Annotated in this window: 24 protein-coding genes and 5 pseudogenes; 11 read left to right on the top strand and 18 right to left on the bottom strand. The window is 59.4% G+C overall.

All coding sequences use genetic code 11. The features are described from left to right. Positions 1–8: 8 nt before the first annotated feature. From AAF143_RS01800 to AAF143_RS01780, 5 genes and pseudogenes are all read left to right on the top strand, one after another. Positions 9–760 (top strand): annotated as a pseudogene (locus AAF143_RS01800) (SDR family NAD(P)-dependent oxidoreductase). Beyond that, on the top strand, positions 757–1,593 hold the full coding sequence (locus tag AAF143_RS01795) for an SDR family oxidoreductase (protein ID WP_255005272.1): 837 nt from the start codon (positions 757–759) through the stop codon (positions 1,591–1,593). The pseudogene AAF143_RS01800 and the gene AAF143_RS01795 overlap by 4 nt, the downstream one beginning before the upstream one ends. A 17-nt stretch (positions 1,594–1,610) precedes the next feature. Then, positions 1,611–2,039 (top strand): hypothetical protein, encoded by a 429-nt coding sequence (locus AAF143_RS01790; protein ID WP_414026431.1) that lies wholly within the window; start codon positions 1,611–1,613, stop codon positions 2,037–2,039. Between the two features lie 137 nt (positions 2,040–2,176). After that, positions 2,177–2,746, top strand: a complete 570-nt coding sequence (locus AAF143_RS01785; RefSeq protein WP_261358772.1) for an FkbM family methyltransferase — start codon at positions 2,177–2,179, stop codon at positions 2,744–2,746. A 117-nt stretch (positions 2,747–2,863) separates the two neighbouring features. Next, positions 2,864–3,901, top strand: a complete 1,038-nt coding sequence (locus AAF143_RS01780; protein ID WP_255005270.1) for an NAD-dependent epimerase/dehydratase family protein — start codon at positions 2,864–2,866, stop codon at positions 3,899–3,901. 406 nt (positions 3,902–4,307) lie between these two features. Here the strand turns inward: AAF143_RS01780 and AAF143_RS01775 are convergent, their stop codons facing one another. From AAF143_RS01775 to AAF143_RS01725, 11 genes and pseudogenes are all read right to left on the bottom strand, one after another. Beyond that, the gene (locus tag AAF143_RS01775) at positions 4,308–5,297 is read right to left on the bottom strand and encodes a glycosyltransferase (protein ID WP_255005269.1); all 990 of its coding nucleotides are present in this window, start codon (positions 5,295–5,297) and stop codon (positions 4,308–4,310) included. Further along, positions 5,294–5,800, bottom strand: a complete 507-nt coding sequence (locus AAF143_RS01770) for a KdsC family phosphatase (RefSeq protein ID WP_255005268.1) — start codon at positions 5,798–5,800, stop codon at positions 5,294–5,296. Before AAF143_RS01770 ends, AAF143_RS01775 begins: the two co-directional genes overlap by 4 nt. Then, positions 5,790–6,671 (bottom strand): N-acetylneuraminate synthase family protein, encoded by an 882-nt coding sequence (locus AAF143_RS01765; protein WP_255005267.1) that lies wholly within the window; start codon positions 6,669–6,671, stop codon positions 5,790–5,792. The genes AAF143_RS01770 and AAF143_RS01765 overlap by 11 nt, the downstream gene beginning before the upstream one ends. A gap of 223 nt (positions 6,672–6,894) precedes the next feature. Continuing rightward, positions 6,895–8,406 (bottom strand): lipopolysaccharide biosynthesis protein RfbH, encoded by a 1,512-nt coding sequence (gene rfbH, locus AAF143_RS01760; RefSeq protein WP_255005266.1) that lies wholly within the window; start codon positions 8,404–8,406, stop codon positions 6,895–6,897. Positions 8,407–8,413: 7 nt separating this feature from the next. After that, positions 8,414–8,659: a hypothetical protein gene (locus AAF143_RS01755; protein WP_255005265.1), complete on the bottom strand. Its 246-nt coding sequence runs from the start codon at positions 8,657–8,659 to the stop codon at positions 8,414–8,416. Further along, positions 8,638–8,907, bottom strand: coding sequence for a hypothetical protein (locus tag AAF143_RS01750; protein ID WP_255005264.1), 270 nt, complete (start codon positions 8,905–8,907; stop codon positions 8,638–8,640). Before AAF143_RS01750 ends, AAF143_RS01755 begins: the two co-directional genes overlap by 22 nt. Further along, a pseudogene (gene rfbG, locus AAF143_RS01745) lies at positions 8,907–9,961 on the bottom strand (CDP-glucose 4,6-dehydratase). Before rfbG ends, AAF143_RS01750 begins: the two are co-directional and overlap by 1 nt. A gap of 44 nt (positions 9,962–10,005) precedes the next feature. Next, positions 10,006–10,776, bottom strand: a pseudogene (rfbF, locus tag AAF143_RS01740) (glucose-1-phosphate cytidylyltransferase). Positions 10,777–11,208: 432 nt separating this feature from the next. Beyond that, on the bottom strand, positions 11,209–11,316 hold the full coding sequence (locus tag AAF143_RS01735; protein WP_255005261.1) for a type II toxin-antitoxin system RelE family toxin: 108 nt from the start codon (positions 11,314–11,316) through the stop codon (positions 11,209–11,211). A gap of 170 nt (positions 11,317–11,486) precedes the next feature. Continuing rightward, on the bottom strand, positions 11,487–11,882 hold the full coding sequence (locus AAF143_RS01730) for a type II toxin-antitoxin system VapC family toxin (RefSeq protein ID WP_255005260.1): 396 nt from the start codon (positions 11,880–11,882) through the stop codon (positions 11,487–11,489). Further along, positions 11,879–12,166, bottom strand: coding sequence for an AbrB/MazE/SpoVT family DNA-binding domain-containing protein (locus AAF143_RS01725; protein ID WP_255005259.1), 288 nt, complete (start codon positions 12,164–12,166; stop codon positions 11,879–11,881). The genes AAF143_RS01730 and AAF143_RS01725 overlap by 4 nt, the downstream gene beginning before the upstream one ends. Before the next feature lie 204 nt (positions 12,167–12,370). On the opposite strand from AAF143_RS01725, the gene AAF143_RS01720 reads away from it, so the two are divergent. Next, positions 12,371–12,619 (top strand): type II toxin-antitoxin system Phd/YefM family antitoxin, encoded by a 249-nt coding sequence (locus AAF143_RS01720; RefSeq protein ID WP_255005258.1) that lies wholly within the window; start codon positions 12,371–12,373, stop codon positions 12,617–12,619. Then, positions 12,616–13,002, top strand: coding sequence for a type II toxin-antitoxin system VapC family toxin (locus AAF143_RS01715; RefSeq protein WP_255005257.1), 387 nt, complete (start codon positions 12,616–12,618; stop codon positions 13,000–13,002). Before AAF143_RS01720 ends, AAF143_RS01715 begins: the two co-directional genes overlap by 4 nt. A 318-nt stretch (positions 13,003–13,320) precedes the next feature. Here AAF143_RS01715 and AAF143_RS01710 read toward each other — a convergent pair. The 7 genes and pseudogenes from AAF143_RS01710 to trmH form a co-directional block, all read right to left on the bottom strand. After that, a pseudogene (locus tag AAF143_RS01710) lies at positions 13,321–13,781 on the bottom strand (RES family NAD+ phosphorylase). Further along, a complete protein-coding gene (locus AAF143_RS01705; RefSeq protein ID WP_255005255.1) occupies positions 13,778–14,233 on the bottom strand; it encodes an antitoxin Xre/MbcA/ParS toxin-binding domain-containing protein in 456 nt (151 codons plus the stop codon). Before AAF143_RS01705 ends, AAF143_RS01710 begins: the two are co-directional and overlap by 4 nt. A 146-nt stretch (positions 14,234–14,379) precedes the next feature. Further along, complete coding sequence (locus tag AAF143_RS01700) at positions 14,380–14,574, bottom strand: hypothetical protein (protein ID WP_414026430.1); 195 nt, start codon at positions 14,572–14,574, stop codon at positions 14,380–14,382. Next, a complete protein-coding gene (locus tag AAF143_RS01695) occupies positions 14,571–14,867 on the bottom strand; it encodes a hypothetical protein (RefSeq protein ID WP_414026922.1) in 297 nt (98 codons plus the stop codon). The genes AAF143_RS01700 and AAF143_RS01695 overlap by 4 nt, the downstream gene beginning before the upstream one ends. A gap of 85 nt (positions 14,868–14,952) precedes the next feature. Further along, a pseudogene (locus AAF143_RS01690) lies at positions 14,953–15,153 on the bottom strand (RES domain-containing protein); the annotation flags it as partial. 3 nt (positions 15,154–15,156) lie between these two features. Continuing rightward, a complete protein-coding gene (locus tag AAF143_RS01685; RefSeq protein WP_414026429.1) occupies positions 15,157–15,663 on the bottom strand; it encodes a hypothetical protein in 507 nt (168 codons plus the stop codon). Positions 15,664–15,779: 116 nt separating this feature from the next. After that, the gene (gene trmH / locus AAF143_RS01680; protein ID WP_255005251.1) at positions 15,780–16,469 is read right to left on the bottom strand and encodes a tRNA (guanosine(18)-2'-O)-methyltransferase TrmH; all 690 of its coding nucleotides are present in this window, start codon (positions 16,467–16,469) and stop codon (positions 15,780–15,782) included. Between the two features lie 34 nt (positions 16,470–16,503). Here trmH and AAF143_RS01675 point away from each other — a divergent pair, with 34 nt between their 5' ends. Genes AAF143_RS01675 through AAF143_RS01660 form a run of 4 tightly spaced genes read left to right on the top strand, consistent with a single transcriptional unit; the run spans position 16,504 to position 18,996 of the window. Further along, positions 16,504–16,788 carry a nucleotidyltransferase domain-containing protein gene (locus AAF143_RS01675; RefSeq protein WP_255005250.1) on the top strand — a complete coding sequence of 95 codons (285 nt, stop codon included), beginning with the start codon at positions 16,504–16,506 and terminating at the stop codon, positions 16,786–16,788. Between the two features lie 36 nt (positions 16,789–16,824). Continuing rightward, positions 16,825–17,151 (top strand): hypothetical protein, encoded by a 327-nt coding sequence (locus tag AAF143_RS01670; RefSeq protein ID WP_255005249.1) that lies wholly within the window; start codon positions 16,825–16,827, stop codon positions 17,149–17,151. A gap of 8 nt (positions 17,152–17,159) precedes the next feature. Further along, on the top strand, positions 17,160–17,504 hold the full coding sequence (locus AAF143_RS01665) for an MGMT family protein (protein WP_255005248.1): 345 nt from the start codon (positions 17,160–17,162) through the stop codon (positions 17,502–17,504). Between the two features lie 10 nt (positions 17,505–17,514). Next, a complete protein-coding gene (locus tag AAF143_RS01660) occupies positions 17,515–18,996 on the top strand; it encodes a 16S rRNA (cytosine(967)-C(5))-methyltransferase (protein ID WP_414026428.1) in 1,482 nt (493 codons plus the stop codon). Positions 18,997–19,014 lie beyond the last annotated feature (18 nt).

Here is a 19,014-nt window from a genome sequence, read left to right as displayed (position 1 = left end):
AGAACACGATGGACCTTGGCCTTGATGGACGCCTTGCCTTAGTTACGGGAGCTTCGTCTGGAATTGGCGAGGGTGTTGCTCGCATCCTGGTTCAAGAAGGTTGTCGGGTGCTTGTTAATGCACGTCATTCTTCCAAGCTCGAAATTGTTTCCGATGAGATTGGTGCAGAGGCCTTTTTCTCTGCTGATGTTTCTACCGCGAGTGGTGTTAATAAGCTGGTCGATTGGGTGACTAACCGATTTGGCTTGTTGGATGTTCTGGTCTGCAATGTAGGATCTGGACGTTCGCTTACAGGTCTTCAAGAAGGGCTGGCTGAATGGGAGATGATGCTGCGGATTAATCTTTTTCCGCAACTTTACTTGTCAAGACTATCGCACCGCTGATGCGTGGGGCTGGCGGGTCAATTGTCTGCGTTTCATCGATCTGTGGGCTCGAGTCATTGGGTGCTCCTCTGGCGTATTCAGCTGCCAAGGCTGCTCTAAACAGTTACGTTCGTGGTGCGTCGCGGCACCTTGCGCCTGATTCTATTCGCATCAATGCTATTGCACCTGGAAATATTATATTTCCAGGCTCTGTTTGGGAGTCTAAATTGAAAACGGATGCTATTGGCGTGAAGCAGATGATTTCGCGTGAAGTTGCTTTGGGCCGTTTCGGCACTATCAATGAAGTTGCATCGTGTGTGGTATTCCTAGCTTCGCCACTTTCTGCCTTCGTCACTGGTGAAGTTTTTGTTGTCGATGGGGGGCAAGTAAAATCGTGAGCTTGATTTTGCCGAAAGCTTTCAATCTATCTGGCAGGGTGGCCGTTGTTACTGGTGGAGGCGGGTTACTGGGGCGTGAACATGCGTTAGCACTAGCGGAATTGGGCGCAACTGTGGTGGTTGCTGATCTCGCAGAAGAAGCGGCTTATGCTGTCTCCGAGGAAGTGAATGCCATTGATTATCCTGGATGCGCAATTTCATCATGGATAGATGTAACGTGCCAGAGAAGTATCGAGGCTCTGGCTTGCAGGTTGGAGAGTGACTTTGGGACCGCTGACGTACTAGTAAACAATGCATCAATTGATCCGAAGGTAGGCACTCAGGGATTATTTGAACCGTCAAGATTGGAAAGTCTAGATCGAGGCTCGTGGCAATTACAGATTGATGTCGGCTTGACTGGGGCATTATTATGCTCTAAAGAGTTTGGAACGCGGATGGCCAATAATGGCCGTGGTGTCATCCTCAACATTGCTTCCGACCTTTCTGTGATTAGCCCTGATCAGCGACTCTATAGATTGGCTGAGTGTGATGAGAATTCGCAGCCAGTGAAGCCAGTGTCGTATTCAGTGATTAAGGCAGGGATGCTCGGACTTACGCGCTATTTGGCCACCTACTGGCCTGGTGGGGTTGTGCGGGCGAATGCCCTCTCTCCGGGAGGTGTTTTTAATGGACAGAGTTCTACATTCGTTGAAAAGCTCAACGATCGCATTCCGATGGCTCGTATGGCCCGTACAGATGAGTACAGGGGTGCTGTTCAGTTCCTTTGTTCTGATGCATCGTCCTACATGACTGGACAAAATCTTATAATTGACGGTGGGAGATCGGTTTGGTGACAATACCAATGGATAAAATGAATCAGGCGATATCAGAACTTTCGTATTCTGACTTCAGGAATATTCTGCAAAATGCGCAGCAGCGGGCAAATATTAGGCTTATGGAAGTTAGTAAAATGGCAAATATTGGCCGGGTAGGTTTCTTCGGCTTCGGAGGGAAAGGACGTGGGCTTGCCTCTCACATTCGTGCCACATCCAACGTTGAGCTCATTATCTACGACTCTGATCCTGCCGTTCGTGCTCGTGCTTTAGCTGAAGGTTTTGATGTAGTAGAGGACCTTTATTCGATACAGAGTTCCGAGGGGATCGTCATTCTTGGCGCATGTCAGTCGCAGCTCGAACAGGCGCGAGAAGTAGGGGCCAGAGCTGTTTTTTTCAAGAAGCTGCCCATCTGTTTGATGCCCCCCATCTTGCAAACAAAGTACGTGAGTTTTCTGAATGGGTAGTCGCAAATCTAGACTCCCTCTACAGGACCTACATGCTCGTACATCCTCGCTCTCGCGAGGCCTTCATGGCAGTTATTAGATTCCGCAATTCACTTGATCCAAGAGATCTTGTTGATACTAGAAGGAATAATCGTAATATGTGGTTTGACATTATTGAAACAGGCTCCACAAGAGACTACAAAATATTTCTCGATGTAGGCGCTTTCGATGGAGATACAATTCGGCAGGCATTTTCAAGGTTGTTGATTCAACGTGCGATTGCTGTTGAGGCGAACGCAGCGCTTTTTCCTCAGATACGATCTTCAGGAATCGGAATCTCTGAAGAGGTCCTGATTGTGCCTTATGCTGCATGGTCACACCGTTGTCGCCTAAAAGCAACTGAGGTGAGAGGTGGGATGGTTTCTGTCATCGAGGCCGATGATGGAGAGTTAGAGGCCGCTCCAATCGACGAAAGTGTCAACGAATCTGTTGATCTTATTAAGATCGACATAGAAGGTGCCGAGATCAACGCACTCGTTGGTTTGCGCTCTGTTCTACAGGGTTTTCCTGACCTTGCGATAGCCGCATATCACAAGCCACAAGATCTAGCTACAATTCCTGATTACCTTTTTGGTCATGGTTATCGTGTGGAGAATTTTGACCTCCATGTCGCACACTATAGCGACTGTCTCGATGATACTATTATCTATTTTCTGAGAAAACAGTGACTTTTCGTACAAGATGCCTAATCTGAGGCATTTTTTCCACTTCAAGATGAGAGGTTCTCTTATTGCCTCTATTAGTGCTAGGGCGCATTGACGTATTGTTAGAAGAGCGAGACTGTTATGTCTAAGTCAGTTTCTGATTTCTTATGGGATTGTGCCGGATACTCTGTCCTTTGGTCATCCCTTAAGAATCAAACCGTACTTATTAGCGGAGGAACAGGGTTTCTAGGTTCTCCACTTGTTGGCTTGGCATGCGAGGCGAATATCCGTTTTAATCTTAATTTAAGACTTACATTGATCACCCGTAGCATTCCTAAAACCTTGGCTCGCTTCCCTTCTTGGAGCACGCAATCTACTATAAGTCTTGTTGAAGTAGATGTTTGTAACCCTTTTTCCCTTAATGGATCTTATTCAGCATGTATCCTAGGGGCTGTAGATTCTAGTAATGTGGGCGGCTTATATTCAAACTCTAAAATTGATGTCATTTTGAAGGGCACGCGTAACTGTCTTGAATTTTGTCGAATAAAGTCAATTCAAAAGATACTATTCCTAAGTTCTGGAGCTGTTTATGAGTGCTCTTTAACTCAAGGCGGGCAAAACTTATCGGAAGATATTAAACTTCATACGCCAATTGAAAGCGAACTCAATGATTATGCTCATGCAAAGTTGATGGCTGAGAGCATGTGCTCTAATTTTCACAAGCAATATGGCGTTGATTTTACAATTGCGCGCTGTTTCGCTTTTGTTGGTCCTTCAATGCCAGTCAATGCACATTTTGCCATTGGTAACTTTATACGTGATGCTCTGTATTCTGATTCCGTGGTTGTCAAGGGAGACGGTTTGGCTGTACGCTCCTACCTCTATACATTTGATTGTGCATTTTGGCTTTGGTCCCTTTTGGTATCGGCGAGTGGCATTGAAGTCGTCAATGTCGGCTCTGATGTTGGTATGACAATTTTGGAGATTGCTACAATTGTTCGTAACTTGCTTTCGCCTAGTAAGTCGATCGATATTTTAAGCACATCTACTTTAGTTACAAGACGCAATTACTATCTACCAGATATTAGTCGTGCACGCCTGCTTCATGGCCTCGAGGTATGGACTTCTCTTGAGCATGCGATCAAGGCCACTGCACTACACCATGATCTAGGTATTTAGCCTTATTAGCTTCTTTACCAATGGTTTTGCTTGTTGGAGTTGTACAACCACCTTGACCATAGAAAACCCATTGCAATCCCAGCGAATAAGCCTGAAAGAACCAATGTTTCGCGCGAAAGATAACCTGACAGGACTTTCACATAGAGGAATCCTAGAATAGATACCGGAAGGATTGCCACCAAATATAGTTGAAATGATTTACTGAGCGGCCTTGAGCTTGGATAAACGTAGTAGTGGTAGCAGGTGAAGCGAATTAGGTGCACTGTGCATTCTGTACATAGGTACGCGATTATTGCACCTATTGGATACAGAATCCAGAACAAAAAAGGACCCAGCAGAGTAAAACAAGCACCCGCTACAATGTATCTTTGAAGTGCATTTCTTGGTGGCATTTAGGCGCCTGCGTTCATTGCTTTATTGTCTTTTGAAGCACTTGTGCACGAACACGAGGGCGTTTGTATGTCATACGCTGGTTCTCGATTTGGAATGAGAGCATTGCAAGCATGAGGCTTTGCACGCCCAGGCTCAGCAATACAAGCAGCATGATTGTAGGGGTGCCTGCTGTATAGCCACTTTGTCCGCTGACCACGCGAATTAGAAGTGTTATCCCTAGAAGTAGGCTTGCAAGTAAGGAAGTTGCACCAAGGCTTGTCATGAATCGGCTATTAAGTGCATCTCCACTAAGAATGGTCTCGGCTGCAAAGCTTACATATCCCCACAATCCATAGCTTGATGTACCATATCTTCTTTTTGGCTTCTTATAGTTTATATGAATCGGTTGTACCAATGAGTTGTATAAGGCAGTCCGAAAACCTTGTGGATTGTTACGCCAGGCTCTAATGGCATCTTTCATCGCTAATTGCTTATAACATCCGAAGCCATGAAAGCCGTTCGGGATGGTTTTATTGCGGCTTCCTGCGTCTAACAGGGAGTAGTATATGTGCCGTGCGGCTCTCATTAATGCCCATTCATCTGTATTGCTTTTTATCGCGACTATGCCATCATATTTTTCTTCTGCTAGTACTAGCATATTTAGCATCTCTGCAACTAGCTCGGGTGGATCTTCAAGGTCTGATGCTATCAGTACATAAATATCCGACTGAGTGTTAGCAAGTGCATTGACACCAGAAATTTCCGGTCCATAGTTCCTTGCATTGAGAAGTACTTTTACGCGTTCGTCTTGATTCGCTATTTCAGCTAGTACTTTGGCTGTGTGGTCTGTGCTTGCGTTGTCGGCAATTGTTAGGGAAAATGCGAATCTATGCGGATTCCTTTGCTGATTCTTAAATGCTTCATATGCATCAACACATTGTTTGTATAGTGGCCATACGTTTTCGGCTTCATTGAGACATGAGCAAACAAAGCCTATTTTCAGATATCTGTTCTCGATACTCATTTGTTTTGAGTTTCCTGACTGGCTCTTTTGAGTGTAAGTTCAATGAAATCCCTAACGGCCCCTTCCCCACCCTTTAACTCTGATGTGTAAGATGCTCGTTTCATTACTTCTTTCTGCGCATTCGCCGGGGCTGCGCTGTAGCCTGCTAAATCCAGCGCTTCGAGATCATTGACATCGTCACCCATGAATGCGACCTGTGACAGTGCGAGTTTATTTCGGTTTGCAAAAGTTCGCAAGGCAGAAGCTTTGTCATTGCAATCTTTGAATACATCTTTGATCCCCATCTTTGCCGCAAACCTGTCAACTAAAGGACTACCTTCGCCAGATATCAAGCTGAAGATCAGTCCAGCCTTTTGGCCTATTGAGATTCCCATGATGTCGGCAAAGCAAAACCGCTTCCATTCCTCTCCATTTGGCCCCCACCAAAAGCTTCCATCGGTCAGGACGCCATCCACGTCGAGTGCAATCGCCTTGATGTCCTGGAACTTGGTACTAGCGGTCACGCCATCCCCCTACTCTCCTTAACTTTTCCATCACAGGAACTTCTCGAGGGAGAACGCGCTTTACGCCGTCGCCCATGGATGTTTCGACGAGGCGGATGTCGCGAACGAGCCGTTTGAACCCACTTGGCTCTAGAGATGCAGCCTGATCTGTTCCCCAAAGTGATCGGTCTATTGTAATGTGGCGTTCAATGACGGAAGCCCCGAGTGCTGTAGCCGCCACACTTGATGCAATTCCTGTTTCGTGGCCAGAGTAACCTACGGGTACGTCATACTGTTGCATTAGTACTGGTATAATGCGTAGATTGAGCTCTTCATAGTAGGCAGGGTATGTGCTGCAGGAATGCAGAAGAACAAGATTTTGCTTCCCGAGAACTTGGACAGCATCGTGTATTTCATCATGGCTGCTCATGCCTGTAGATAAAAGAATAGGCCCACCTGCTTTGCGCGTGTGGAGAAGTAGGTTGTGATCGGTAAGAGACGCGGATGCTATTTTCCAGCAGGGTGGATTGAATGTCGAGATGAAGTCGACAGATTCTTCGTCCCAGCAGGAGGCAAACCAGTCGATTTGCTTTGATCGGCAGTAGTCGTCGATCCATTTATACTCTTTCATTCCAAACTCAAGTGCTCTCTTCAAATCTCCATTTGTTGTGCCGAACGGACTTTCCCGAGCACGTAGTAGCTCTTCTTCGCCGTAGACTTTTTCTATTGTGCGCTTCTGAAACTTTACTGCATCGCAGCCTGCATCAATGGCTGAGTCTATTAATTCTCGGCATAGTTGAATGTCACCGTTGTGGTTGATGCCAATCTCGGCAATTATGTATGCTGGATTTTTTTCGCCAATTGTCCGTCCTCTGATTTTGGTGAGAGCCATGCCTCAATTTTTGCCATGTCTTTTGGATTTTACCATTGCTTGGACGCGCAATGACTCGTGATAACTGGTTTCCGACAAATTCTGACTTTCTACGATTGGCTGATTCTGATAGGTTTGTTTGGCATGCATTTACTTTGTGGTAAAAGTATGCAATCCTTCCCGTGGTCGAATCATGTCAAACTTTTAACTTGTCTTGTATAAGTCGTTGCCACGGCGGTACTTCCTATTCCTTATTGATATATCTTTTGATGAATTTATTGACTTCATTGGAGATCTTGCCGAACTGTGCAAAGTTTAACCCCGGATAGGTTCCCAGAAACAAGGCCCGCTCCATCAACCCATCAGCCCCTTCCATCTGCCCTGCCACCCCCCGTAGCGCCTCCGGCCGATCCTGGCGCAGTTGCACAAATGCCGGCTGCCGCAGCAAGTTCCCTCCAAACAACATGCGGCTGCCAATTCCCTCAGCCGCCAAGTGCCGTCCAAGTTCCGAATTCGTGAACGGCGCCTCCGGCCGCACGAGCAGCAGAAACCCGAACCAACTGCAGTCGCTCCGGCAACCACTCGCATCCCACTGGACGTCTCCGGATTCCGGATCGAAACCCGTGGCATGGGTGGGCAGGCCGAAGTCGAACAGGTGGGAGAGGGGCTCCAGTTCACACCTCAGCTGAAGCCAGTTGCGCTTACGCGCCTCCACGAACCCCGGCAGCCGCCTCAGTTGCACCCGCCCGATCGCCGCCTGCAGATCCAGGGGTTTGAGGTTGTAGCCCAGGTGGGAATAGATGTATTTGTGGTCGTAACCGGGCGGCAACTCCCCCAGCTGCCAGCCGTAGCGCTTGCCGCACGTATCGTCGCGGCCGCTCTGGCACCAGCAGTCGCGGCCCCAGTCGCGCAGGCTCTCGGCGATGCGCCTGAGGCGGCCGTTGGCGCTCACCACGTTCACAGCGCCGCCCTCGCCCATGGTGATGTGGTGGGGCGGATAGAAGCTCTGGGTGCTCAGATCGCCCCAGGTGCCCGTGTAGCGCACCACCCGCTCGGAGCCCTCATCCAGGCCTGGGCTGTTCTCGCTGAATCCCAGCCACTCGGCCAGCGGCCTGGGCATCGAATAGGTGGAGCCGAGGGCATCGCAGTTGTCCTCGATCAGCCAGAGGTCATGGCGGCGGCAGAAGCCCAGCACCGCAGCGATGTTGAAGGGGTTGCCCAGGGCATGGGCCAGCATCACGGCTTTGGTCTTGCCCGGGGAGTAAGCCGCCTCCAGCTGGTCCACCCGCAGATTGGCGGTGATCGGGTCGGCATCCACGAACACCGCCACGCAGCCGTTCTGCAGGATCGGCGCCACGGTGGTGGGGAACCCCGCCGCGCAGGTGATCACCTCATCGCCTGGCCGCAGCCGCCGCTCCGCTTCGATCAGCGGTGAGGTCAACGTGCTCAGGGCAATCAGGTTGGCCGAGGAGCCCGAATTGACCAGCAGCGAGGAGCGCACCCCCAGGAAGGCCGCCAGCTCGCGCTCGAAGGCCTCACCCTCGGCCCCCAAGGTGAGCCAGAAATCGAGGCTGCTGGCCACCGCCGCCTCTACCTCCTCTTCCCCGAAGACTCTTCCGGCGTAGGGGATCGGCCCACCTCTCCAGGTTGGGCGCCCCGGGTCATCGGCGGGCAGGTGTTGGGCGTGGACCTGCCGGGCATACTCGCGAGTGAGCGCGAGGATCTGCGTTTTGAGTTCCTCGGGGCTTTGGGTCATCAACCAATCAAACTCCAACAGGGAGTTGAGATTTCAGGGGATCAGCGAGGAGACGGACCATTCCTGAAGGATCGCGGATGTCGAGGCACAGCAAGGTGGAACCGATGAATTCAATGGTGTAGCCGTCTCCTTCGATAACCAGATCTGGGATGCCGCGCAGGCTGGGATGCCGGAAGAGGATGGCACCGCTTTCAGTGTCAACGAGACGCTCCATCTGCTTGAGCTGAAGGGTCAGTTGTTGGGAACGATCCATCGGCCTCCTAGGCGGCGATTGTTGATCGTCCGCTCATCGCTTGGGTAGGTCGTCACGACCTTGTTGCCATCCTCGCTCAAAATCACCACCCAAGGCCGCTCTTCCCAGTGAACAACCACACCAAAAGCCCCAGTGGTCGTATCGAGAAAGCTTTCTCCGGCACTCAGCGCCTGGAGCCAGCCCTGCAAACGGTCAGCGCAGACCCCATAGGTCTCGAGCTTGTCGATGGCGTGGCGGCTGAGTTCCACTACGCGCCGCCGCCCATCCGCCGATAGGACTCCAGATCCGCCAGGCAACACTCTAGGGGTCTGGCCCCTTCGTGCACGGCGCGATACCAGCCCACCGTGCGGGTCACCGCCTCCTCAAAGCTCCACAGCGGCCGCCAATCGAGCAGCTGGCGGGCTCGGTCGGAATTGAGCCGAAGCTCGCCGCTCTCGGCCGGGGCCTGGGGATCCGTCTGCTCGCGCCACTGGCCTGGCCAGTGGCGCAGCAGCGTGTCCACCACCTCCGCGACGCTGCGGCTGTCCGCCGGATCGGGCCCGAAGTTGAAGGTGTTCTCGGCCAGGGTGCCGTGATGAAGCCGCTCCGCCAGCAGCAGATAGCCCGCCAGCGGATCGAGCACGTGCTGCCAGGGGCGGATCGCGGCCGGCTGACGCACCACGATTGCTTTTTCAGCCTGCAGCGCCCGGATGGCATCGGGGAGGATTCGGTCGTTGGCCCAGTCGCCGCCGCCGATCACGTTGCCGGCTCTGGCCGTCGCCAGCGTCAGCCCCGGATGCTGGTGGGGGGCCGAGCCCCAGAAGCTCTCCCGCCAACTGTCCACCGCCAGCTCCATCGCCGCCTTGCTGCTGCTGTAGGGGTCATCTCCCCCAGCCGGTCGTCTTCCTGGAAGGCGGCTACGCCGCCGTGGTTCTCGTACACCTTGTCGGTGGTCACGCAGACCACCGCACAGGGCTCGGGCCGCTGCCGCAGGGCCTCCAGCAGCTGCAACGTGCCGATCACGTTGGTCTGCCAGGTGAGCAGCGGATCGCGGTAGCCCCGTCGCACCAGCGACTGGGCGGCCAGATGGAACACCAGCTCTGGGCGGCACTGCTCAACCAGCTCCCGCACCCCGCCGGGGTCGAGCAGGTTGACTTCGCGATGCCGCAGCCGGTCGGCCCGCGCCCCGGCCAGCCCCAGTTGCTCGAACAGGTTGGGATCCCCTTCCGGCGCCAGGGACAGCCCCCACACCTCCGCCCCCAGCTCCAGCAGCCAGAGCGTGAGCCAGCTGCCCTTGAAGCCCGTGTGGCCGGTGAGCAGCACCCGCCGGCCTTGCCAGAAGGAAGGATCAGGGCTGAGCACAGCGCTCACCACACCTTCCAGGGGCCTTGCCGCTGGCCCAGAGCTCCTCGAGCTGGGTCTTGTCCCGGAGCGTGTCCATCGGTCTCCAGAAGCCCCGGTGCTGGAAGGCCTCCAGCTCACCCCGGTGGGCCAGGGCCCTCAGCGGTTCGAACTCCCAGGTGGTGGCGTCGCCCTCGATCAGCTCCAGCACCTGGGGTTCGAGCACGAAATAGCCCCCGTTGATCCAGTGGCCATCGCCCTGGGGCTTTTCCTCGAAGCCGCCCACGGACGTCGCCCCTGCCTCGATCAGCAGACTGCCATAGCGGCCGGGGGCTGCACCGCCGTGACCGTGGCCGGCTTGCCGTGGCTTTTGTGGAAGGCCAGCAGGGCGGTGATGTCCACATCCCCCACCCCATCGCCATAGGTTAGGCAGAACGGGCCCTCATCCAGGTGCTCCGCCACCCGCTTGAGGCGGCCGCCGGTGGCGGTGTCCTCGCCAGTGTCCACCAACGTGACCCGCCAGGGTTCGGCCTCCTGACGGTGCACCTCCATGCGGTTGGCGGCCAGATCGAAGGTCACATCGCTCAGGTGAAGGAAGTAGTTGGCGAAGTACTCCTTGATCACATACCCCCGGTAGCCGCAGCAGATCACGAACTCACGGATGCCGTGGTGGCTGTAGGTCTTGAGGATGTGCCAGAGGATCGGTTTGCCGCCGATTTCCAGCATTGGCTTGGGCCGCAGATGGGTCTCTTCGCTGATGCGGGTGCCCAGCCCCCGGCGAGGATCACGGCTTTCATCGGGGGCGGGAGCTCGGACGGGCCCATGTTGCCGCCTCCCACCCCTCAACACCGCAAGCATCAGTGTCTGCGGTCAGATCCAGCCGGTCGATGGTTGGGATAGGCGGGCTGGGCCATGATCCGCACAACCCCATTTCGATGATGGGACAGGTGGTTGTCCCCGTGCATCAGAGGCCGTCGCGATCACGGAGCTGATCGATCTGCTCGTTGCTGATCAGTTCCGCCTGGATTGACTGAAAGGGGCGGAACCCAGCAACCGCTTGGGGTTTCCTCGCCATTGGCGCCCCATCGCCCGATAGGGCAGCCGGGACGTCGTCCTCAATGTCGAGCGTGATGCACATGACTGCATCGTGGCATCAGTGCATCAAGGCATCACCGGCTCGGGCGCGCTCTGGAGCCTGTTGGCACTGGATCCCGCTGGGCTGTAGCGGTTCAGCGGTCAACCACCCTGCGGTGAGCGATCCGCAGCACCAGGATCACAAGCTCGCTGCGCTGCCATTCGTAGACAACGCGGTAGTGGCCCACCCGTAACCGTGACATTAACCGTCCCACGCTGCGGCTTCCCTCGGGCGCGGGGCCTGTCCGGTCAGGAGTGCGCGGATCAGACCGCCTGCGTCGTTGACACCGGGCACCCGCCCCTGAAACGGCTGATGCAGGGGATCAGGACGATCGCGGATCTGCAGGATTACCAAAGCCCCTGCCGGTTGTTGTCAAAGTAAAAGCACCGGCTCACCGGCCTCACTCAGCAGACGCGCGGCTTCGCGGTCGAACGTGGCCAGCTGGTCGCTGCCCAGCTGCCGCCCGCCAAAGGCGATCACGCCATCGGCGAAATCGCCGCCCGCCGAGAGCAACTTGAGCCCGGTTGCAACGGCAGGCCGATCGACGGCCACGCTGCTGCTGGCCAGCAGTGCTTCGATGGCGCTGACGCAGCTGGCGTTGGAGAAGTGGTAGACACGGCGCAGCACCCACACCAGTTCACTCAGCACCGGTAGCGAGATCGCAACCCGCTCCGCCTGCTCCAGAAGCGCACTGGCTGAGCGGGCTTGCTCCGGATCGTCCTGCACCAAGGCGCGCACCAGCACGTTGGTGTCGGCCGTGATCCTCATGGGCTGGTGCCGCCCAAAGCGGCCCAGCCCGAGGCAGCGGCCTCATCAAGCTCTTCCAGGCTGGCACGGTGGCTGCTGCGGCCTGCCAGCAGGCCGATGAAGTTGGTGATGCTGCCGGTGGCTTGCTCGGCGTGGAGCTCTAACCGGCCGCCTGGCAGAACTTCCACGTCAATGCGCTGGCCAGGCTGAAGGCCGAGGTGGACCAGCAGCTCTTTGCGTAGCGTCACCTGACCCTTGCTGGTGACGGTGAGGGATCGAGAGCCGTGACTTGGAACGTTGGTCATCGCCATGTGGCCATCCAACACTGAATGTAAGGCGTTTTTGCCTTGCTAATCGCCATGCTGAGCCGCCGCACCTGGGTCGCAGGGCCTCATCGGGATGAACAGCGCCTGGCAGCCCATAGCCCCCGTGCTCTTGTTCTGATTGCCTTTGGTCTAACTAACTTGGTCATACAGGCGATAGGGTTGGTGACTCGTTGAAGCAGCCTCGTGCGACAGGCGAACCTCTACGCCGCGAAAACCCAGCTCTCCGAGCTCGTACAGGCGGCCCTTGACGGCGAAGAGGTCTGGATTGCCCGGGCTGGCAAGCCGTTGGTGCGTCTGGTGCCGGGCACACCGATCCAGCCCCTGGCCGGCAGGGGCCTGTTGGCGCTGGATCCCGCCCAGATCGATGCTGCCTTTTCCACCGAGGTTGAGGAACAGGTGGCTGAGCTGATGCTGGGGCCCGCTCGGCCATGACCACCAACGGCCCCTATCTGCTCGATACCCACGTGTTGCTCTGGTGGTTGAGCGGCGACGCCCGCCTGAGCCGGGCGCGGGAAGCCCAGATCCGTGCGGCCCGTGCCCTGGTGAGTGCGGCCTCGGTCTGGGAGGTGGCGATCAAACATCAACTGGGCAAGCTTCCGGTGTCGCCCCAGCAACTCATCGAGGCCATCGCCAGCGCCGGGTTCGACCTGCTGGCGATCGAGGCCAGCCATGCCGCCGCCACCGCCCTGCTGCCCACGCTGCATCAAGATCCGTTTGATCGCTTGCTGCTGGCCCAGGCCAAGGCCCTGAAGCTCACCCTGCTCACGGCTGACCGCCAACTGGTGGCCTACGGGCGACGGGTGGAGCAGATTTGAGGCTCCTTACACCCACCAACGTGGCCAGGAGCTCAGCGCTACGGTTAAGCCCCGCCCCTGCTTTCGGCACCAGGCCGCCACCGACACATTCAGCGACGGCACCATGCCGATCATCGGGACGAACAGCGCCTGGTCCAGCGCGTGGGCCGTGGCCTACGTCAGGCCCCATTTCTCAGCACCGAGCGCGAAGGCAAGAGCGATGGCCCCTGCCTGTTTCAGTCACAGGAGATGCACCGGCTCACCGGCCCCGCTCAGCAGGCGCGCGGCTTCGCGGTCAAACGTGGGCAGCTGGTCGCTGCCCAGCTGCCCACAGCGCACTCACATCGCCAGCCGTTGATCGAGACGGAAGGGGATCTGATCCACAAGGGAGACCTGGGCGATGGCGGGATGCAGTGGGTTGAGCAGCAGGTTGCGGGCCTGGGGAACCACCACCGACGGCAGCACCAGAGCGAGTTGCTCAGCAGCTCTGAGCCAGTCAGCTCCGTCGGTAGCGCTGGCACCGTGATGGGGGATCGCATCCCACTCATCAGGCAATGTGTCGAGCTCAGGCCGAGTGATCAGCCCCGGAGCATCCGGCACCGCATAGGTGCACAACACCAGGGGGCGCTCAGGACACCATTGAGATGAACCAGCAACTCCAGCACCGTGATCTCGGCGGTGAGCCCCAGATAGACCGCCCGCTGACCGGGCTGATTCCAGCGCTGACCATCCCGTGCGGCGCCCCCACCTGACAGATCACCGGCGTAGGCAGCCTTGCTGAGCCGCCAGGCCTGGATCAAACCGGGGCTCCCTGGGCGATCGCCTGCAACAGCCGCCGCACTTGGGCTGCGCCGATGGCGGTGCGGCAGTGCTGCAACGGCGGGGCCTGCAGCAGCAGTGGATGGGGCGTCTTCAGCCAGGTTTCTGTGCTGCCTGGTGATTCGAACACGTCATAGGCCAGGCTGATCACCTCGATCAGGCGATCCAGCCGTTCGGATGGCGCCAGCTCCAGTGGGGCCTCCTGCCGGACGCGTCGCGCCAGGGTGGCTTCCGAGAAGGCCAGCAAGGGCTCCAGCTCGGCATTTTTGAGATGAAGGTGCTGGCGCAGGGCGCTCAGCCAGCTGCTGCTCCAGCCCTGCTCAATGGCTTCGAGACGCTGCTGCTCACTGAGGGCACCCAGTTCAGCTGTGCGCTGCCAAAAGGTCTCGGCGAGGTTGCCGGGATCACAGGCGGTCGGACAGGCAAGGGCCATGGCGGGCAAGGTCCGGACCACTCCGGCAGGTTGTCAAGTGATAGAACACTAGCTTCAAATGACGGTGATGGCCGGCGGCGCGCCCCGTTCCACGGCCGGGGCCAGCAGGCAAGGGTCTGTCGTTTCACAGGAAAGGGCTTCCACGCTCAGCCCAGCTGGTCCCGCAGGGCGTTCACCAGTTCCAGATCCACAGGGGCTCCCTCCGGGCGAAGGGGCAACAGGGGAAAGCCGTTGCGGCTGGCTGGCAGGGCGCAGCTTGAAGCCAATCCCTTGGGCTGGGCCTCACGGGCCATCACCCTGGCGGCTGACGGGGTAGGTCCCAGGTTGGCGGCAGGACTCACTGCGGCAGCCTCCCTTCACGCCGCACCAGGGGCAGCAACTCAGCACCAGGCCGGCCCTCCGGCACACAGCACCAGCCCGCCAGGTCGTTGGCTGGGCACCAGAGCACGATCACCTCGGCCGCAACGGGCAAAGCAGCCATCTGATTGGCTCCTTGCTGGACCCGCAGGCATCGATGGCTTTGCACCTCGAGCAAGGCCGCCGTCGGAGCTTTCAGCCCCGTTGCACCGCAGAGCTTGAGCATGGCCACCTGATTGAGCCGAGCCTGGGCTGCGGCCTCTGTGGTGCTGAGCACGGTGTGGGAGCGGTAGAGGCACCGCCGCCAGGTGATCAGGTCCCCAGGCCTCAGGAATCAGCACCGCCCACAGGGCCGCCGCAATCCCCTCAAGATCGGCTGGGTCTTCGATCTCTTCATGGCGGAGCCACTCGGCCCAGGCCACCATCGGCGATGAGGCCATGTAGTGAATGGGTTCATCGCCAGCCTGATTCCAGCGGCCTGAGCGCTGACCAGGACCATCCCAGAGGAACGCCAAACGCCGGTCACAGACGCGGAAACCCAGCCGAAAGGGCGCTTCAGGCACCGCTCAGCTGGCTGTCATGCCCAGGCGGGTGGCTTCTGCCAGCCCTAGGACGGCCTGCACCGTGGCCTCGTCGGGGTCCCAATCCCCGTGGAGTCGTTCATGGGGTGCCTGGCCCCCAAGCGCGGAGCGGGGCCGTTGGAACCAGCGCCGGATCCCGTAGGGGTTGTAGCTGCCCTCCAGATGATCGATGAGTAGTGCAAGCCAGTGGAGCCGGGCCGCGACCCGATCCGGGCAGACCCGCTCCCCTTTGGCGTAGCGGCGCAGGCTGGGCAGCGACACAGCCACCAGCGGGGCCAGGAGCTCGTCACCCAGCAACTCCCTGAGGCCCTGCCACTCCGTTGTGGGTGTCGGGCACTCCTCCAGGCGCCGGTAGGTCTCCGTCAGGAGCTCAGCGCGTGCCTCGGCTTGAGCGGGCCCGAGGGCTAACCACTGCTCCGCGGGCGTCCTGCAGAGCCCATGAAGAATGAGGCTGCGCATGGCCGCCTCCGTGGTGTCTGAAGGGTGCTTCACAAGGCCAAGCCGCCGCACCCGGGCCAGGAACTGAGCCTCAGCCAGCTGGGGTCGCGTGGATCCAGATTGGATTGCAAGCATGATCCAAATCTAGACCAGTTGATTGCTTCTGCCCCTCAGCACCGCAGCCTCAGCGTGCGCGGCAGCTCCTCGGCGATCTCTCCTTCGGCCGTGAGTGCCGGGTAGGGGCGCCCCTCCCTCTGGCACCAGGCCGCCACCTGGGGGTAGGCCCACTCGAACAGCAGCCGCCCGTAGCGCTCCGGCGCCACCCCTTCGCCCTGGGTGGGCACCAGTCCGGCCGCCTGGCGCTGCCTGAGCGCCTCGAACAGCAGGATCGCCGCCGCCACCGACACATTCAGCGACTGCACCATGCCGATCATCGGGATGAACAGCGCCTGGTCCACCCCGTTGGCCGTGGCCTCCGCCAGGCCCCATTTCTCGGCGCCGAGCACGAAGGCGGTCGGGCCGGTGAAGTCGCAGGTTCGGTAATCCACGGCGTTCACGCTCAGGTGGGTGCCGAAGATCCGGAAGCCCTGCTCCCGCAGCAGGGCCAGGGCTGTGGGGGTGTCGCTCTGGGGGTGCAGGCTGACCCACTTCTGGCTGCCCTTGGCGGTGTCGTTGAAGGTGCGCGGCCGCCCCGGCAGGCTCACCACATGGGCCTCAAGCACCCCCACCGCATCGCAGCTGCGCAGGATCGCCGAGAGGTTGTGGGGCTTGTCCACATGCTCCAGCAGCACCGTCAGGTTCTCCATGCGCTGGTTGAGCACGCCCTGGAGCCGCTCGAAGCGTCGGGGCAGCAGGGGCATGGGCGGATGGGCGGTCACTCCTTACTTTGGTGCCATGGGCCAGCTCGCTGAACTTCGTGACCAGCTCCAGCAGGAGCGCTTTGGACGGCTGAGCACGTCGGTGGCGCCACTTCTGGCGGGCCGTGTGGGCACGGAGGTGTGGCTGTTTGGTTCTTGGGCCCGGGGGGATTGGGATGCCCGCACTGATTTGGACCTGATCACCGTGGACCTGATCGCCGTGGAGACGTCCGAGTGGCAGGCCCGCCGTTCGCTCGGCGATCCCCATTGGCGTGCGATCAGCCGCGAGGCGATTTTGATCGCCGCTGGAAGCAAGCCATGACACCTCGGCTGGAGGCCTGGCCTGAGCGTTCTTTCGGTGGCATCCGCTGCCATTCGCGCCACCGTGCAAGGTCAGGCTATGAAGGATGTGCCCCTGCGCCTAGTGATGCCCGTCTGGCTGACCCTGCTGCTGCTCGCCTTCAGCGTGGTGCTCTGGTCCATGGGCTCCAGCAACCGCGACGATGTGATCGGTCTGCTGGAGCTGCTGCTCGGCACCGCCGCCTTTCTGGTGTGTCTGTTCACCGGCCATCACCTGCTGCTCGATGTGGCGGGGGTGTCCCTGGCCCTGTGGCTCCCGAGGGCCCACGCCGACATGGCCTCGGTCCGTGCGGCCGATAGCGACGATCTGCTGCTGCCCTTTTGAGCTCCAGCTTGAGCGCCGCGTCAGCCCCCAGCTTTGACCAGAGGGTCTGGGCGGAGGTGGCCCGCATTCCCTTCGGCCAGCTCGCCACCTATGGCCAGATCGCCGATCGGATCGGAGCCTTCGGCTGCGCCCGCCAGGTGGGCTGGGCCCTGCGGCGCCTGAGCCTGCCCTCCGACGTGCCCTGGCACCGCGTGGTCAACGCCAGGGGGCAGATCAGCCTGAGCCTGAGCCGCCTGGGCAGCGACTGGATCCAGGCCGACCGGCTGCGCTCCGAGGGCATCCCCGTCGATGCCCAGGGCCGCCTGCCCCTGGGGCGCTATCTGTGGAGACCCGAGCCGGATCCCTGCGTTTGAGCCGTCCCCTTTGAGCACACCTCCTGATTCGAGCGCCATCGGCCTGGAGGCCCGCCAACTGGCCTGGCAGGTGCTGCTGGCGGTGGGTTCGGGGGCCTATGCCGACGCCGCCCTGGAGCGGGAACTTCAGCGCCATCCCCTGGCTCCGGCCGATCGGGCCCTGGCCACTGAGCTGGCCTACGGCTCGATCCGCCGGCGCCGGGAGCTTGATGGCTGGCTCGATGCTCTCGGCAAGGTGCCGGCCGCCCGCCAGCCCCCGAAGCTGCGCTGGCTGCTGCACCTGGGGCTCTACCAGCTGCTGCACGCCGATCGTGTGCCCGCCTCGGCGGCGGTGAGCACCACGGTGGAGCTGGCCAAACGCGGCGGCCTGGGCCGCCTGGCGCCGGTGGTGAATGGATTGCTGCGCTCGTTCCTGCGGCGGCAGGAAACCGGCGAACCCCTGCCGCCTCCCTCCAGCCCCGCAGACGCCCTGGCCCGGCGTCACTCCCTGCCGGACTGGCTGGCCGCCGAGCTGCTCAGCTGGCTGCCTCCCGCGCGGGCCGAGGATTTTGGGATCGCCTGCAACCAGCCGCCGCCGCTGGATCTGCGCGTCAATCCCCTGCGTACCAGCGTTGAACGGCTGCTGGCTGATTTCGCCGCCGCTGGCGTCGCCGCTGCTCCGCTGCCGGAGCTGCCCCAGGGCCTGACGCTGACCGCCCGCAGCGGCGATCTGCGCGCCCTTCCGGGCTTTGCCGAAGGGCACTGGTGCGTGCAGGACCGCTCTGCCCAGTTGATCGCGCCGCTGCTCGATCCCCAGCCGGGGGAGCGCGTTCTCGATGCCTGCGCCGCCCCCGGCGGCAAGTGCACCCACCTGGCCGAGCTGATGGGCGATCGGGGTGAGGTCTGGGCGCTCGATCGCTCCGGCCCGCGCCTGCGGCGGGTGTTCGCCAATGCCGAGCGCCTCGGCATGGGCTCGATCCAGGTGCTCGAGGCCGATGGGCTCACCTTGGCCCAGGACCGCCCGGAGCTGCTCGGCAGCTTCGACAAGCTGCTGATCGATGCCCCCTGCTCGGGCCTGGGCACCCTGGCGCGCCACGCCGATGCCCGCTGGCGCCTCACCCCCGAGGCGATCGCTGAGCTGGTGGCGCTGCAGCGCGATCTGCTGGAGGCGCTGCTGCCTCTGCTCAAGCCCGAAGGACGGCTGGTGTATGCCACCTGCACGGTGCATCCGGCCGAGAACCAGCGGCAGCTGGAGGCGTTTCAGCTGCGCCACCCCGATTGGACGCTGCACGCCGAGCTGCAGATCTGGCCCGGCCCCGCTGGGGGCGATGGCTTTTTCGCGGCGGCGCTTCAGGGCAGCGGCGGGGGCGCCGAAGGAGCCACGGGCGGTGGCGGCGCCACAGGGGCGCTGGGCACGGGCGGCGGCGCGCTGGGGCTCTCGGGAGGCGCCGACGGAGCCGGAGTGGAAGGCCCGCTGGTGGGGGGTGGTTCGGAGCCCGTTGGAGCTTCGTAGGGGGTGTTCTCCGCTGGC

The sequence above is a fragment of the Cyanobium sp. ATX-6F1 genome, from assembly GCF_047395825.1.
In the GTDB taxonomy this organism is placed as follows: Bacteria; Cyanobacteriota; Cyanobacteriia; order PCC-6307; family Cyanobiaceae; genus ATX-6F1.
Note: the sequence above shows the minus strand (reverse complement) of the source record. Positions and strands in the feature narration are given on the sequence as shown.